Annotated in this window: 13 protein-coding genes; 8 read left to right on the top strand and 5 right to left on the bottom strand. The window is 44.2% G+C overall.

Going from position 1 to position 15,574, the window contains the following annotated elements; genetic code table 11:
- Positions 1 to 120 precede the first annotated feature (120 nt).
- The 4 genes from galE to galM all read left to right on the top strand — a co-directional run bounded on the left by galE (position 121) and on the right by galM (position 5,032).
- Positions 121 to 1,140: a UDP-glucose 4-epimerase GalE gene (galE, locus tag ED652_RS00080; RefSeq protein ID WP_122053159.1), complete on the top strand. Its 1,020-nt coding sequence runs from the start codon at positions 121 to 123 to the stop codon at positions 1,138 to 1,140.
- A gap of 294 nt (positions 1,141 to 1,434) precedes the next feature.
- A complete protein-coding gene (locus tag ED652_RS00085) occupies positions 1,435 to 2,487 on the top strand; it encodes a UDP-glucose--hexose-1-phosphate uridylyltransferase (RefSeq protein WP_122053160.1) in 1,053 nt (350 codons plus the stop codon).
- A 193-nt stretch (positions 2,488 to 2,680) separates the two neighbouring features.
- Positions 2,681 to 3,841: a galactokinase gene (gene galK / locus ED652_RS00090; RefSeq protein ID WP_122053161.1), complete on the top strand. Its 1,161-nt coding sequence runs from the start codon at positions 2,681 to 2,683 to the stop codon at positions 3,839 to 3,841.
- A 111-nt stretch (positions 3,842 to 3,952) separates the two neighbouring features.
- On the top strand, positions 3,953 to 5,032 hold the full coding sequence (galM, locus tag ED652_RS00095; protein WP_122053162.1) for a galactose-1-epimerase: 1,080 nt from the start codon (positions 3,953 to 3,955) through the stop codon (positions 5,030 to 5,032).
- Positions 5,033 to 5,251: 219 nt separating this feature from the next.
- Here the strand turns inward: galM and ED652_RS00100 are convergent, their stop codons facing one another.
- Positions 5,252 to 6,250: a substrate-binding domain-containing protein gene (locus ED652_RS00100; protein ID WP_122053163.1), complete on the bottom strand. Its 999-nt coding sequence runs from the start codon at positions 6,248 to 6,250 to the stop codon at positions 5,252 to 5,254.
- Positions 6,251 to 6,447: 197 nt separating this feature from the next.
- On the opposite strand from ED652_RS00100, the gene ED652_RS00105 reads away from it, so the two are divergent.
- Positions 6,448 to 6,780, top strand: coding sequence for a tRNA-binding protein (locus ED652_RS00105; RefSeq protein ID WP_122053164.1), 333 nt, complete (start codon positions 6,448 to 6,450; stop codon positions 6,778 to 6,780).
- 105 nt (positions 6,781 to 6,885) lie between these two features.
- Here ED652_RS00105 and ED652_RS00110 read toward each other — a convergent pair whose 3' ends face one another.
- The gene (locus ED652_RS00110) at positions 6,886 to 7,440 is read right to left on the bottom strand and encodes a gamma-glutamylcyclotransferase family protein (RefSeq protein WP_122053165.1); all 555 of its coding nucleotides are present in this window, start codon (positions 7,438 to 7,440) and stop codon (positions 6,886 to 6,888) included.
- 307 nt (positions 7,441 to 7,747) lie between these two features.
- Here ED652_RS00110 and ED652_RS00115 point away from each other — a divergent pair, with 307 nt between their 5' ends.
- On the top strand, positions 7,748 to 8,932 hold the full coding sequence (locus ED652_RS00115; RefSeq protein ID WP_122053220.1) for an NnrS family protein: 1,185 nt from the start codon (positions 7,748 to 7,750) through the stop codon (positions 8,930 to 8,932).
- 125 nt (positions 8,933 to 9,057) lie between these two features.
- Here ED652_RS00115 and ED652_RS00120 read toward each other — a convergent pair whose 3' ends face one another.
- Positions 9,058 to 10,065 (bottom strand): adenosine deaminase, encoded by a 1,008-nt coding sequence (locus ED652_RS00120; protein ID WP_122053166.1) that lies wholly within the window; start codon positions 10,063 to 10,065, stop codon positions 9,058 to 9,060.
- A gap of 350 nt (positions 10,066 to 10,415) precedes the next feature.
- Here ED652_RS00120 and ED652_RS00125 point away from each other — a divergent pair, with 350 nt between their 5' ends.
- Positions 10,416 to 10,730, top strand: a complete 315-nt coding sequence (locus ED652_RS00125) for a DUF3622 domain-containing protein (RefSeq protein ID WP_017106303.1) — start codon at positions 10,416 to 10,418, stop codon at positions 10,728 to 10,730.
- Between the two features lie 133 nt (positions 10,731 to 10,863).
- Here ED652_RS00125 and ED652_RS00130 read toward each other — a convergent pair whose 3' ends face one another.
- Positions 10,864 to 11,910: a succinylglutamate desuccinylase/aspartoacylase family protein gene (locus tag ED652_RS00130; protein WP_102291181.1), complete on the bottom strand. Its 1,047-nt coding sequence runs from the start codon at positions 11,908 to 11,910 to the stop codon at positions 10,864 to 10,866.
- 271 nt (positions 11,911 to 12,181) lie between these two features.
- On the opposite strand from ED652_RS00130, the gene ED652_RS00135 reads away from it, so the two are divergent.
- Entirely contained in the window at positions 12,182 to 12,721 is a 540-nt protein-coding gene (locus ED652_RS00135) for a DUF3332 family protein (RefSeq protein ID WP_122053167.1), read from the top strand.
- A gap of 319 nt (positions 12,722 to 13,040) precedes the next feature.
- Here ED652_RS00135 and ED652_RS00140 read toward each other — a convergent pair whose 3' ends face one another.
- Positions 13,041 to 14,513 carry an aminoacyl-histidine dipeptidase gene (locus ED652_RS00140; protein ID WP_102361916.1) on the bottom strand — a complete coding sequence of 491 codons (1,473 nt, stop codon included), beginning with the start codon at positions 14,511 to 14,513 and terminating at the stop codon, positions 13,041 to 13,043.
- Positions 14,514 to 15,574: the final 1,061 nt, after the last annotated feature.

Below are 15,574 nucleotides of genomic sequence, written 5' to 3' on the forward strand. Positions count from 1 at the left end.
TTCGTGGTTTTGATCACAGAATTATAGTCAAAATGGCTGCTACTATTTCTGGCATACGGTGCTACTGAGCTGAATGTCAGTTCGAGTTAGTCCAAGAATGACGACAAAGAGAGGTTGATTGTGAAAGTACTGGTTACGGGCGGCATGGGTTACATCGGAAGTCATACATGTATTCAAATGATACAGGCGGGTATGGAGCCAATCATTGTTGATAACCTTTGCAACAGCAAAGAGCTAGTACTGGAGCGAATCGAATCATTGACCGGTAAGCGACCAACTTTTTATCTTGGCGACATTCGTGATCAATCTTTTCTAGATAGCGTGTTTTCAGAAAACGATATCCAAGCCGTGATTCACTTTGCTGGCCTGAAAGCGGTTGGGGAGTCGGTGTCCAAGCCTTTGGAGTACTACGATAACAACGTCAATGGATCATTGGTGTTAGCTCGCAGCATGAAGAAAGCGGGTGTGAAGAGCATTGTATTTAGCTCTTCGGCTACCGTTTACGGTGATCCAGAAGTGGTGCCAATTACTGAAAGCTCTCCAACGGGTGCAACAACTAATCCTTATGGTCGCAGTAAGTACATGGTCGAAGAATGTTTGAGTGATTTGTTCAACGCTGAGAACGATTGGAGTGTGACATTACTGCGTTACTTCAACCCAGTTGGCGCCCATTCATCGGGCACTATGGGTGAAGACCCACAAGGTATCCCAAACAATCTGATGCCGTTTATTGCTCAAGTAGCGGTAGGTCGCCGTGAAAAACTGGCTGTTTTTGGAAACGATTACCCAACAGTCGATGGCACTGGCGTTCGTGACTATATTCATGTAATGGACTTAGCAGACGGTCACGTTGCAGCACTAAAAGCGGTGGGCGAGAAAGCTGGCTTACATATTTATAACCTAGGTACAGGTAAAGGTTCGAGTGTGCTTGAGATGGTTGAAGCCTTCGCACAAGCTTCAGGCAAACCAGTTCCTTATGAACTTTGTCCACGCCGCGCCGGTGATATTGCCGAATGTTGGGCAAGCACTGAAAAAGCAGAGCGTGAGTTAGGCTGGAAAGCGACTCGCAGCGTGATGGAGATGACTGCGGATACGTGGAATTGGCAGTCGAAGAACCCGAACGGCTATTCCCCTTCGTAATTGAAGCCGCAGCGTTGTTAGCTGCGCTTACCAATTCCAATCACATAGAAGATCTATGCTCATGGATATTGGAAATCTTGCTGCCTAGCTGCAACTCCAATTTCATTGGGGAATGCAGATGAAGAGAGATTCCAGATATCTCGTCCCTCGATTCTGGAATGACGAATTTTAAAACTTCGATTTCTGAGCGTCATTCCCTACAGCGAGGAACGAGCGTGATAGGGAATCTCCTTGTAGAAGAATTATTCATCTTGGTGAATTGACCAAGACACAAAATTTGAGAGCAATCTAAACATGTCAAAAGTTGAATTTAACCCAGTAGACCACCCGCACCGTCGTTATAACCCATTAACAGGTCAGTGGATTTTAGTATCACCGCACCGCGCAAAACGTCCGTGGAGCGGCCAAGATGAAAAGCCATCGACTGCGCAGCTTCCAGCGTATGAGAAAGAGTGTTTCTTGTGCCCGACCAATACACGTATCTCGGGTGATGAAAACCCAGATTACGACGGCACTTACGTATTCAGTAACGATTTCGCGGCGTTGATGCCTGATTCACCTGACGCTCCAGAGTCTGAAAACCCTCTATTCAAGACTCAAGGTGTTCGCGGGTTGAGCCGTGTTATCTGTTTCTCTCCGGATCACAGCAAAACGCTGCCAGAGTTACCGGTTAATAAAATCCGTGGTGTTATTGATACCTGGAACGAGCAAATTGAAGAACTGGGTAAAGATTACCTATGGGTTCAAGCCTTCGAAAACAAAGGCGAGACCATGGGCTGTTCTCAGCCTCATCCACACGGTCAAATCTGGGCAAACAGCTTTTTACCCAACGAAATTGAACGTAAAGAAAAGTTGCTGAAAGAGTACTTCGACCAGCAAGGTTCGAACTTGTTAGTCGATTACGTTGAAGCCGAAATGAAAGACGGCTCACGCACTGTGATTGAAACTGAACATTGGATTGCTGTAGTACCTTATTGGGCTGCGTGGCCATTCGAAACTATGTTGCTACCAAAAACGCATATTCGCCGCATGAGTGAATTGACGGACGAGCTGCGTGATGACTTGGCGCTTGCGATCAAGAAGCTGACCAGTCGTTACGACAACTTGTTCCAGTGTTCATTCCCATACTCGATGGGGTGGCACTATGCGCCGTTCTTCGAAGAAGGCACCGACATCGATCACTGGCAGTTGCATGCACTGTTCTACCCGCCATTGTTACGCAGTGCTTCGGTTCGTAAATTCATGGTCGGCTACGAAATGTTGGCGGAGTCTCAGCGTGATTTAACCGCAGAACAAGCCGCGCAACGTCTTCGTGATTTGAGTGACGTTCACTACAAAGAGCAGTAATACGTTGCTTCGTAGATAACGAGCGAGATTCCTGATATCTCGTTCCTCGATTCTGGAATGACAGTTTCATTGAAACGTTTAGCGTCAATCCCGAGAGTGAGGAACAAAGGGGTCGGGGATCTAAAAGAATTAAAGTGGTGCCGTAAAGGGGCCATAACCAATTGATTAAAGAGTTTAAGCAGAGAGTTTACTTATGTCTGATCTAATCCAAAACGTGAAAGCATCTTTTGAGCAAGCCCTTGGTTACCGAGCGACTCATATCGTTCAAGCTCCGGGTCGTGTGAACCTGATTGGTGAGCACACTGACTACAACGATGGTTTTGTTCTACCGTGTGCCATTAACTACCAAACGGTAGTTGCAGCAGCAAAGCGTGATGACAACATCGTGCGCGTAGTATCAGTGGACTACGATAATGCAGTCGATGAGTTCGACCTAACTCAAGAGATCACATTCCAACAAGACAAGATGTGGGCGAACTACATTCGTGGTGTTGTGAAATGCCTAATGAGTCGTGGCTTTGAGTTTAAAGGTGCAGACATATCTGTAACTGGCAACGTGCCTCAAGGTGCAGGTTTAAGTTCTTCTGCGGCACTGGAAGTGGTCATTGGTCAGACATTCAAGGTGCTTTACAACCTAGAGATCAGCCAAGCTGAAGTTGCATTGAATGGTCAGCAAGCCGAAAACGAATTTGTAGGCTGTAACTGCGGCATCATGGACCAAATGATTTCTGCTGAAGGTCGCGCAAATCATGCGATGCTTTTGGATTGTCGTAGCTTAGAAACTCAAGCTGTTTCTATGCCAGAAGATATGGCTGTGGTTATCATCAACTCAAACAAGAAACGTGGTTTAGTCGACAGCGAATACAACACGCGTCGTGAACAGTGTGAAGAAGCGGCACGCATCTTTGGTGTTCCTGCACTTCGTGATGTGACTATTGAACAGTTCAAAGCGAAAGAGTCTGAGTTGGATGAAATGGTCGCGAAACGTGCCCGTCACGTGATTACTGAAAATGACCGTACCGTTGAAGCGGCTCAAGCTCTGCGTACTCATGATATGAAACGCATGGGCGAATTGATGGCTGAATCGCATGCGTCAATGCGAGACGATTTTGAAATCACAGTCAAAGAAGTCGACACTCTGGTTGATATGGTCAAAGACGTGATTGGTGACCAAGGTGGTGTGCGCATGACTGGCGGTGGTTTCGGTGGTTGTATTGTGGCATTGGTTCCACCTGCATTGGTTGATGAAATTAAAACAACCGTTGAGCAGAAATATCAAGCGGCGACCGGTCTAAAAGAATCTATTTATGTGTGCCAAGCGAAAGACGGAGCAGGCTTAGTTGAAGTAATCTAGCTGTTTCGAGATTTAATAGAGAGCTTATCAACTAAAAAGTTCATGGTAGGCCAAATAGTAAAGCCTTTACCCAATGTAGAGGCTTTTTACTGGCACTAGAAGGAATTTAGAATGACACAAGAGCAAACCCTGCATCAATCCATGACACAAACTCCAGCCTATGATGGCCAACCCGCTCAGTTAGTGACGCTATCAAATAAGCATGGAATGCAAGTGACATTCATGGACATTGGTGCAACATGGTTGAGCTGTATCTTGCCAGTAAAGGGAAATAAAAGAGAAGTTTTGTTGGGTATTAACTCAATGGAGAACTTCGAGAAACAAGCCAGCTATATGGGCACAACCGTTGGCCGTTATGCTAACCGCATTGCCAATGGTCGCTTTAAAATAGATGGTCAGAACTACAAACTGGAAACCAACCAAGCGGGCAATACCTTACATGGTGGTCCGAACGGTTTTGATAAACGTCGTTGGAATATTGCCGAGCAAACCGAAACATCAGTGGTGTTTAACCTAGAGTCGGTTGATGGCGACCAAGGGTTTCCGGGGAATTTGAATGTGTCGGTACGTTATGAACTTACCGAAGACAATCGAGTTTCCATTCATCACTCTGCGACCACAGACAAGCCAACCGTGGTCAACCTAACGAATCATGCGTACTTCAACTTACTTGGTGCGGAAGCCGGGCACGATTGTTTGTCACATATTGTGAGCATCAACGCCAATCAATTCTTACCGACCAACTCGGTAGGTATTCCATTAGGCAATCTTAAATCGGTGAAATCGACCAGCTTCGACTTCAATCAGCCTATGATGATCTCAGAGCGTTTGTTGGGTGATGAACAGCAGAAAGCAGCAAAGGGTTACGACCACTCTTTCCTATTGGCTGATGGCTGTAAGCGCACTCAATGCGCCGCTACCGTAACGTCACCAGATGCGCTCGTCACACTAAAAGTATTTTCAACCAAACCTGCGATGCAGCTATACACCGGAAACTGGCTTGGTGGTACACCAAACCGAAGTGGTGGCAGCTATGAAGACTACGCTGGTTTGGCGCTAGAAACCCAGTTCTTACCTGACTCTCCTAACCACCCAGAGTGGAAGCAGGACAGTTGTATTCTCGAGCCTGAACAAGAATATAACTACCGTACCTGTTACCAGTTTGAATTTTCGGGGGATTATTCAAACTAGTACGCTCTAGCTCAAAACGGTTATGCCAATTGCTTTTGTTTGTGAATAGAACGATGTGAGTTATCGCGTTGTTCTTGGGGGATGAGCAAAAGTGGCGCTCAATAAGAGTGCGATTTATTAAGCGCGATTGTTGGGTATCAGAGTAAGGTAGGAAAGCCCTAACAGAATCGCTTCTGTTAGGGCTTTTTTTTGTTTGCTGTTTGGTGAGTTGACCTGAACTTAGATTTTCTCTACCGAATTACGGCGCACCAAAGTCGGAGAGAACATCATTGGCTCCGTTGAGGTGTTTTCACCTTTGGCTAAGTGCAACGCGAGTCGTGTCGCTTTCTCTGCCATCATTTGAATCGGGTAGCGAATGGTGGTTAGCTTTGGATGAACATAGCGTGCAATCAAGCCATCATCGAAGCCGATGATCGACATTTTGTCCGGCGCTTGAATACCGTTTTCATCTAGGACAGACAAAGCACCTGCCGCCATGTAATCGTTGTACGCAACAATGCCTGTGATTGGCAGTGATTTAGTCAAAAGGTTGGTCATGGCGTATTCACCACCTTCACTGGTGGGAGCTGAGTACTCAATATAGCTATCAGATAACGCTATTTTGTAATCCGAGAGTGCTGACAAGTAACCTTGTACACGCTCATCGGCATCTTCAATGCTGTGCGATGAGGCGATACAGGCAATGCTCTTATGACCATGGCGGATAAGGTATTCAGTCGCAAGATACGCGCCTTTTTTGTTGTCCAAGAAAATACAGCGGTTAGCAATCTCAGCAATATAACGATTGATCAGTACTAAGCCTTTTACTTCTTTGGCATAGGCAATCAGCTCTTCGTCGGTGAGTCCTTTAGAGTGGATTACCAAGGCATCGCAACGGCTATTAATCAGCAACTCAATCGCTTGTCTCTCTTCTTCACGATCGTGTGAGCCATTACCAACGAGGATATGTTTTCCGTTCTCACGAGCAACATTATCGACAGCCTTAACCAGCGTGCCGAAAAAGGGGTCGGAGATATCACCAACTAACACGCCCACAGTATTGGTGCTTTGGCTGACCAACGCACGAGCATTTGCATTAGGGCGGTAACCCAGTTTAACCATCGCTTTAGTCACAGACTCTACCGAGCTTGCGCTTGCTTTAGGAGACTTGTTGATCACTCGAGATACGGTTGCAACAGAAACACCAGCTTCCTTTGCTACATCTTTAATTGTTGCCATTTTTAACCTCTATATATTGCTGAATCTATTTAACACCGACAATGATACTAAGGCAATGAAACTCTCATTTTACTTCCAGTAATGAGATCTTTACCGCTTGTAATTGTTGCTCTTAGTGCTAGTGTAAACATTTACATTTTACTTAATTTTAGTAAATAATTTAATTGATAAAAATAAATTAATATAGGAAGTGAGAAATGGATACTGTCTCTTATGGTGACTTTGCTAAGTTAGAAATGCGTGTAGGTCAGATCATTCAGGTCGTGCGTCATGAAAACGCAGACAAGCTGTACATCGTGCAAGTGGATATCGGTGAGAAGACGCTACAAACGGTGACTAGCCTAGTCCCTTACTACACCGAGGAAGAGTTAATGGGCAAGCAGGTTGTCGTGTTGTGTAACCTAGCTAAAGCGAAGATGAGAGGCCACACTTCTGAATGCATGCTGTTATGTGCAGAAACGGATGATGAATCTGAAAGTGTATTGCTGACACCGGAACGTGCGATGCCAGCGGGTATTCGAGTGGTTTAAGTTGTCTAGATTAGTCGGTGAGACTATTCGTTATAAGCTCATCGACTTATCGGTTCTCAAAGCTTCAAATGATCGAAGCTTCAAAATACCCAAAGCCCTCAAAGACTAGCTACGAACGGTCAGTATCAAACCATCAATCACACTGTGGTGGTGATCAGAAACCCCAGCAAGGTTGCCGTATTTCGGCTGGTGGCGATCATTTTCTAATGGATGGTGCCAACCTTGTGTATGTTCCACAAAGTGCGCAGCAAAGCTTTCAGACACCTCTAAACATCCTGCCATGACAGTATCAACATAGGTTTGAACTATAGGGCTGTTTTCACAAGGCGCTTCGATTTCGTCTTTGATATATACCCAGATCGATTGATCCGCTTTAAACTCGGTTTGGCTCTCTATCTGATCGCTTCTTAACTCAATTCGATGATAACCACGCTCACGATGATCAAATTCAGCCAACGCAACATCATCGACCTCAAGCAAAACACCATTCACTTGTCCCTCACCAAGATTGACGATCAACGGTGACAAAACATAGCTGTCGTCGATTTTACTCCAGTGACGCACTAGGCCGTGCACTATCGCAGGAATCGCTTGTCCTGTTTGACCTGTGAGTTGACGAGAAGAGGAGTTGATCAAGCTACCATAACCAAAAATATACATCGCGTTCCCTGTCTGTTCTTTTGTATTTGAGACTAGTCTTACTATATGTTTGGCTTCATCAAATGTCAGTAGTTTTTTATTTTACACACCTTCGAGTCCAAATGACTTTTTGTGGTGTGTTTAATTGACACTTTTTTGACCTGTAAATACACCTTGTTGCTTGTTTTTATTGGTTTTATATCTTTGGCGCGTTTCATGCATTGTGTTAGGCAATATTGCGGTGATGATTACTGCACCTTGAATTTGGCTATTGGTAGCAATTCAATATAAGCCACACTTGGCTTGTTATCTGAAATGAGGAATGAGTTTGTTAAATATCACAGATAAAAGCGTAGAAGATGCGATTCCAGCTTATCTTCGTTTAGGTTTTAGACCTTTCTTCTTTCTAGGCAGCCTTTATGCCGTGATTGCTATCGTCGCTTGGGTTGTCATGTTCCAAAATGGTCAGCCTGAAGTGTTAAAAGTACCCGCGCTTTGGTGGCACGTACATGAAATGCTGTTTGGTTTTTCTATGGCGATTGTGGTTGGTTTTGTTCTGACTGCGGTGCAAACGTGGACGGGAGTCAACGGCACCAAACATTATCGATTAGCTGCGCTCGTTGGTTTGTGGCTAGCACCTCGTATTCTATTTTGGACACCGGCGCCATTGTGGTTGATCTCATCGGTTGAAGCGTTGTTCTTGATCTTTGCCGCTTACGAGATTGGTTTCCGTGTCGTGAAATCGAAAGGCTGGAAGAACCTGTTTTTTGTGCCGCTGTTTATATTGGCTATCGTCGCCAACTTTGCTAGTTACGCGACGATTAAAGGCATGCCCCCATTCCCATCGTCTGCAGTATGGCACGCAATGTTATGGTGGTTTACCTTGCTATTATCCGTGATGGGTGGACGAGTTATCCCGTTCTTCACGGCCCGTCGTTTTGACTTTGAAAAAGCACAACCATTGGTTTGGTTGGAATGGCTAGCAAACCTGCCTTTGGTTGGGTTGTTTGTGCTGAGCTTCTTCCCGTTGACCTTTGCTCAAGTGGGCAATGAGTTGATGGTGTTTGCAGGTGTAACTCAGTTGGTTCGCTTTGTTCGTTGGAAGCCTTGGACAACGTTGTCTGAGCCTTTGGTGTGGTCACTGCATGCGGCTTATTTGTGTATTCCTTTGAGCTTGTTACTAAGAGGCTTGTTAGATAACCCATTTGCAAGCCATAACATGCTGCACCTGTTTGCGATTGGCGGTTTGAGTGGGCTCATTCTTGCGATGATCACACGTGTCACCATGGGACACACAGGTCGTGCGATTTACAAAGGGCCAAGCATGGCGCTGGCGTTCTCGGCTATCTTTATCGCGGCATTAGTTCGTAGCTTAGGTGTCACTTTCTTCCCGGCTTACTTGTTTGAGATGGTTAACATCAGTGCGGGCTTATGGACACTGGCATTCTGTCTGTTTATCTGGAAATTCGGCATGATGTTATTAACCCCACGTGTGGATGGTCACCCAGGTTAATCAGAGGATTGATGAAGCTTGCTAGTCAAGCCTTTAGATAATGAAAGGGAAGCAATGAGCTTCCCTTTTTTGATCGTGTTGAAAAGTGCACTTTCTCTATTCGTTCAGTATTATCTATTGGCTCGTTAAGCATTCACTGTTAGATATTGGCGGACTTGCGCGGTGAGTTCTTGTCTAGCCTGAGGGGAAACGAAGCTCGCTTCAATGGCATTGATACTGAATTGAGCTAACTCGTTTTTCGTCAGTGGGTGAGCATTGGCGACAGCAAGGAAGTTGTCATTCATGTAACCACCAAAGTAAGCTGGATCATCGGAATTGATGGTGACGCACAGCCCTTTTCTCAGCAGTTTGACAATGTTGTGTTGTTGCATGGTTTCGAAGACCTTGAGTTTGGTATTCGATAGCGGGCATACGGTCAGCGGTGTGCGCTTTGCTATTAACTGTTCCATCAAGTCGTCATCTTCAACACAGCGAACGCCATGATCAATTCGGGTTATGCCTAACAAGCTCAACGCGTCACTAATATTTTGTGCTGGGCCTTCTTCTCCTGCATGAGCCACGGTTAGGAAACCTTGGTTGATGGCTTCTTGAAAGACATGTTTAAATTTTTCTGGCGGGTTGCCTTGCTCTGATGAATCTAGCCCAACCGCTATGATTTTATCTTTGTAGGGCAGGGCTTGCTTGAGCGTCTCGAACGCGCTGTCTTCATCAAGGTGACGTAGAAAGCACATGATCAGTTGGCTGCTTATCCCAAGTTCCTGTTCTGCTTTCTGTAAAGCTTGAGTGATACCGCCAACAACTGTGTCGAAACCTATCCCACGTTCGGTATGAGTCTGTGGGTCAAAGAATATTTCGGTATGAACTACGTTGTCTTGCTGGCATTTCAATAGGTAAGCCCAAGTTAGGTCGTAGAAATCTTGCTGGTGGAGCAGCACGTTGGCGCCTTGGTAATAGATATCGAGGAAGGATTGCAGGTTGTGAAATTGATAGGCTTCGCGAACTTGGTCTGGATTCTCAAAGGGAATCGACACGTTATTGCGCTTGGCGAGTTCGAACATCAACTCAGGTTCTAGTGTGCCTTCTATGTGTAAATGAAGCTCAACCTTCGGTAATTTTTTGATGAAGCTATCCATAGCAACTCCTTAGCTATTTTAATTATGGGCGGAGTAGGTGAGATGCTTACGCCTATCAATGTGAGATTTTAGGCGATTTACTTCTCTCTGTTTGAGCATAGTTCATTTCATTGCTGTCGATAAAACAGCGCTGAAATTGCTGGTGAATAGAGGGCTATGAAGGAATTGAAATGAGCCGCAAACGTTTTGCAGCAATGGAGTGTGATCCGCTGCAAATATTTGCAGCAATATCCATGGATTTGTGCTCTAATACCGCGCTTACCAAGGGATGGTGTTAAAAGATACTCACTTAGATGGAGTTATCAAAGTTGACCGATCCCTTAATGATCTCCCTTAGGAATAAATAGAACATGTCTAAGAACAAAAAATTTGATATCCGCATTACAGAAAAACGCAACGGTTGGTGTGCAGAAATTACTCGTCAAGTAACGTCTCGCAGCACAACAGTATCTAAGCGTGAATCTGGTTTTGAAACTGAAGCTCTAGCACAAGAGTGGGCTGAGAAAGAACTAGCATCTTTCATCGCAAACCAAGCTGAGCGTAACGATCGTAAATCAGAGCAACGTAAAGAGCGTGATGAATTGCGTCACACTAAAGAGCTTAAAGCTGAGCAAGCGCGTGAAGCACGTGCAAAAGCTCGCGCAGAAGAGCTAGACGACGAGTAAGTCGCAATAATTTATGCTCTTCTTGTTTGAAGAAGAGCAGAAAAAAGCCCCAATATAACTTTCTCTTTCTAGTTAAAAGTATATTGGGGCTTTTGCATTTCTGAGCGTTATTCAGCTAACTTACTCTGCAAACTTAGTTGTTCAGAGTCGTTAACCAATCATCTTCCGCGACTTCTTCAATATAACTCTCAACAGACTGTCCCACTTCATCATCATCTTGCTTGAAGTAAGCAATGTGGAACACCGCGTCACCCTCATTGACTAGAGGCAGTGTTTGTTGACCAATCACGATACCGCCTTTAGTTGTGATTACTTGGCCTTCTTGGTGACCTAGAGGTGAACTGATGTAAGCCAGAGTTTGTCCTGCTTCAACTTGTTCGCCAAGCCTTACCATATTACGCAAAATGCCGTCTGATTCAGCGCGGATCCAACTGGTCGATTTACTCAATACTGGCTCTGGTAACTTCTTACGGTTAGGGCGTAGCATGCCGATTTCTTTCATCACTTGATGCACGCCAAGGTAACCCGCACGAATCGCTAGGTGATCAAAACGCAGCGCTTCACCACCTTCGTAAGTTAATACAGGAATACCCAGTTTTTCCGCTTCGCTGCGCAGTGAACCGTCACGCAGTGGAGAATCTATGATCACGGGTGTTGCGAACGCTTTTGCGATGCGCAGTGTTTCAGGGTTCGACAGGTTTGCACGGATCTGTGGCAAGTTAGTACGGTGAATAGCACCTGTGTGAAGATCTAAAATGTAATCACAGTGCTTCGCTACGTTCTCAAAGAAGGTGTGAGCGATGCGTGATGTCAGTGATCCTTTCTCACTTCCTGGGAAGCAACGGTTCAGGTCACGACGGTCAGGTAGGTAACGAGACTTATGGATAAAACCAAATACGTTAACGATAGGCACAACAAGTAGTGTTCCTTTCAGTTTCTTTGGATCAATCGCATTAGTCAGCTGTCGTGCAATCTCAACACCGTTTAATTCATCTCCGTGGATCGCCGCATTTACCATCAGTGTTGGGCCCGCTTGGCGGCCATGAATAATTTCAATCGGGATCGAAAGTGGAGAGTGCGTGTAAAGCTGAGCCGCTTGCAGTTCAATCTCCATTCTCTGTCCTGGCTGAACAGTATAACCAAGTAATTCGAATGGTTGATTAGGTTTTAGTCTTGCCATTTAGGTTGTTCTCAACATGGTGATAATTCGTTAACACGGAATGTATCAATCGTTGATTTTTAGTACGAATCAATCGCTTTACGGTGACGACAAAACTTTTTTATGGAGGGGTTTCTTAATTGGTTTCTGTTTTTGATTTGGCTAGTTAGAAGGGGTTTAGAATTGTTAATTTCCTGACAATACATTGATTTAACGCTGATATTTATTGTTCGGTTGGTTGGTATTATCCATCGCCATTTTTTGGCGGCCAAATTCATATATCGAGATCAAAATGAAAAAAACAATTTCAAAAGTTGTAGCACTAGCGGTGGTATCTGTTGCTCTATCTGGCTGTGTGGGTAGCAACGCAGTAACGGGTTACCTAATGAAGTTCAACATCAAGGCTGTTGACAACCGCTACGCTCGTGGTGGTTTGAACATACTACTTGCACCTGCGTACGGTCTAACGGTTGCTGCCGATTACCTAGTATTTAACTCACTAGAGTTCTGGACGGGTAGCAACCCACTAACAGGTGCTCCGCACATCTTTGATACTAAGACTGATACTTACCTTGATATCAACGATCAGCTTGATAAGTCACTGACTGAAGCGCCAGTAGGCCCGATCACGAGTGCCGATATGATTGAGAAAGGTCAAATGCAGCAGATCGACGAAAACACTATCCAAATGGACATCACTTACCAGTCTGGTGAGCGTGCGACGTTAATCGGTGTTCGCGATGGCGAGATGGTGACGTACTTCATCGATGGTGAAGTTGTGGCACAAACTTCAATTGATGAACTAGAGAGCTACGCGGCTACACGCGCTTAATTATACCAATCGTAGTAAATAACTGGTCACCCTAGCTTGTTAAAAATCTCGATAACTGCGTTGTGATTTTTGATTGTAGAATAACTACTTATCAGAAAATCACGCCTTGTTCTCAAGCCTTTTTCCTGCGCTATTTCTGAACACTTACTTACTGTGATTAGTATTATTTCTTTAGTCACAAATAGTCGTTTACAAAGATTAGATACAAAAACAGGTACTCATTGAGTACCTGTTTTATTTTGTCTCGGATAAACGGTGTTTACTGAAAAGTGCTATTTATTGAAAAGCACGATTCATTGAACAAACATAGCTTATCGAATTATGCTTTTTCTGGGATTGCTTCAAGTAGCGCAACCATTTGGTTCCAGAATAGCTCAACCGTGTCGATCTTCACTTTCTCATCTGGAGAGTGAGGGAACTTGATGGTTGGGCCGAAAGAAACCATATCCATGTTCGGGTAAGGTTCTTTGAATAGACCACATTCAAGACCAGCATGGATAACCATGATGTTTGGCTTGTGACCGTAGATACCTTCGTACATGTCGCGGAAGATATGCATGATTTCTGAATCTGCGTCTGGTTTCCAACCTGGGTAAGCACCAGAGAACGCGATGTTAGCGCCTGCTAGTTCAGCAACAGAGTGAAGCATGCTTTCTACTTGGCTACGACCTGAATCGATAAGAGAACGAATCAGGCAAAGCACTGTGATTGAGTTCTCTTCTGTTGTGATAACACCTACGTTTAGAGACGTTTCAACAACACCTTCAATCTCGTCACTCATACGAATCACGCCGTTTGGACATGCGTTAAGTGCCGCGATAAAGCGAGCTTGGTCTGCTGACGCAAGTGCGCCCATTTCTACAGAAGCTTCTTCATTGAAAGTCACGATGCTGTCTTCTACTTTACCTAGCTCTGTTGAAAGCAGCTCTGTGTAGTAGTTGTATAGCGAAGCCAGTTTCTCTTGGTTTGCTGCTGGAACCGCAACCGTTACGAAGCCTTCACGAGGAATAGCGTTACGAAGGCTACCACCTTTGAATTCTACGATGCGAAGGTCTAGCTCTTTTGCGTGACCCGCTAGGAAGCGAGCAAGCAGTTTGTTCGCGTTTGCACGACCAGTATGGATGTCACAACCAGAGTGACCGCCTTTTAGGCCTTTTAGCGTTAGCTTACGTGTTACGAAATCTGCTGGAATCGCGTTACGTGCAATTTCAAATGTCATTGCGCCGTCGATACCGCCAGCACAACCCATGTACACTTCGCCTTCTTGCTCTGAATCGGTGTTAAGAAGGATATCACCTTCTAACCAACCTGCTTCAAGACCGAAAGCACCAGTCATGCCTGCTTCTTCATCTACTGTTAGTAGAACTTCGATAGGGCCATGTTTGATTTCGTTTGATGCCAGTACAGCAAGGCAAGAAGCCATACCCATACCGTTATCAGCACCCAGTGTTGTGCCTTTCGCTGTAACCCACTCACCATCAATATATGGCTGGATAGGATCTTTAGCGAAGTCGTGAACCGTGTCTTCGTTCTTTTGTGGAACCATATCGATGTGCGCTTGTAGCACAACACCTTTTTTGTTTTCCATGCCTGGCGTTGCAGGTTTAGTAATGAATACGTTACCCGTTGGGTCGCGACGTACATTTAAACCTTGCTCTGTTGCCCAAGCAATAATGTATTGAGCTAGCTCTTCCTCATGCTTAGAAGGATGTGGGATTGAGCAAATCTTATCGAAGAACTGCCAAATAGGGGCAGGGGATAATTTACTGATCTCAGAATGGAATTCAGACACGGATGACTCCTTTTTTATTTGGTAACCATATATTTAGGATTTTTATAGGTAAAACCTTAGAATAAAAATCTAAAATATGGGTCTGTTTTGATGGCAACAGCATACCACTTGAGCGTTTTGACGAGTAGCGGTTCTAAACCTCAAATAGCTCAAATTTTGAAAGCGATCTTGTCTATCTGATCATGATTAAGCGCTTTGATGCTTATAAATAGTGTAAGCAAACGTTTTCTTAAGTCCATTTTGTAATTTAATTACAAAATAAGGTTTATTAAATAACCATAATTAGCCAAAAATGTGACGTATAGCAAAAAACACTTGTAATCTTTTTTCTTTCGGGTATATTAATAACCAACTTCTGAAGTGAAGAGTAAATGCTCAAAGGATGAGTCCGTTTTATCGCCTCCAAGGAACCGAGAAATCAAATTCGTTTTTTATTGATTTATTAAGGTGATAGTTATGAAAGGTTTACCATCTGCAATGTTCTGGCTTAACAGCTCTGTTTACACTAGCAACTTTGCATACCCTACAAGCTTTGGTTACTAATACCACAAGCATGTAACTCGAACAGTTTTGTTCACCCCTATATATTAGAATTCTTTTACAACCCTTTTGGTTGACAGATTCTACCGCCACTCAGTTTTGAGTGGCGTTTTTTTTGCCTGCTACTTTTTTCCTACCGCGTCAATTCACCACTTTTTCTACCATTCTCAGCGGTTGTTTTTTGAACGCTAAAATATCAATTTGCGCCTTATTACTGATCCTGTTGAAAAATACACATCTCTTGTGGGTTTAAATTGAGAATTTGATGGCTACATTCTCAATGAAAATAACTGATGGTTTAAAAAATAGCCAAGTAACCTCATCGTATTTATCTTACTTAAATTATTGTTTTTAATGGTTATTTTACATTTCAGCCTTCGTTTTTAATCGCTTTGTTTCATACGGCATTCTGATAAATATCGATTAGAGCCTTAATTCTATCTGGAATTTGTTATTTGATAACTTTATAATCCACAGCCAATCGATTACGCAACCGTTTACTTTTTACCCTTATAGGATTC

The sequence above is a fragment of the Vibrio sp. Evd11 genome (assembly GCF_900382755.1).
Taxonomy (GTDB): domain Bacteria; phylum Pseudomonadota; class Gammaproteobacteria; order Enterobacterales; family Vibrionaceae; genus Vibrio; species Vibrio lentus.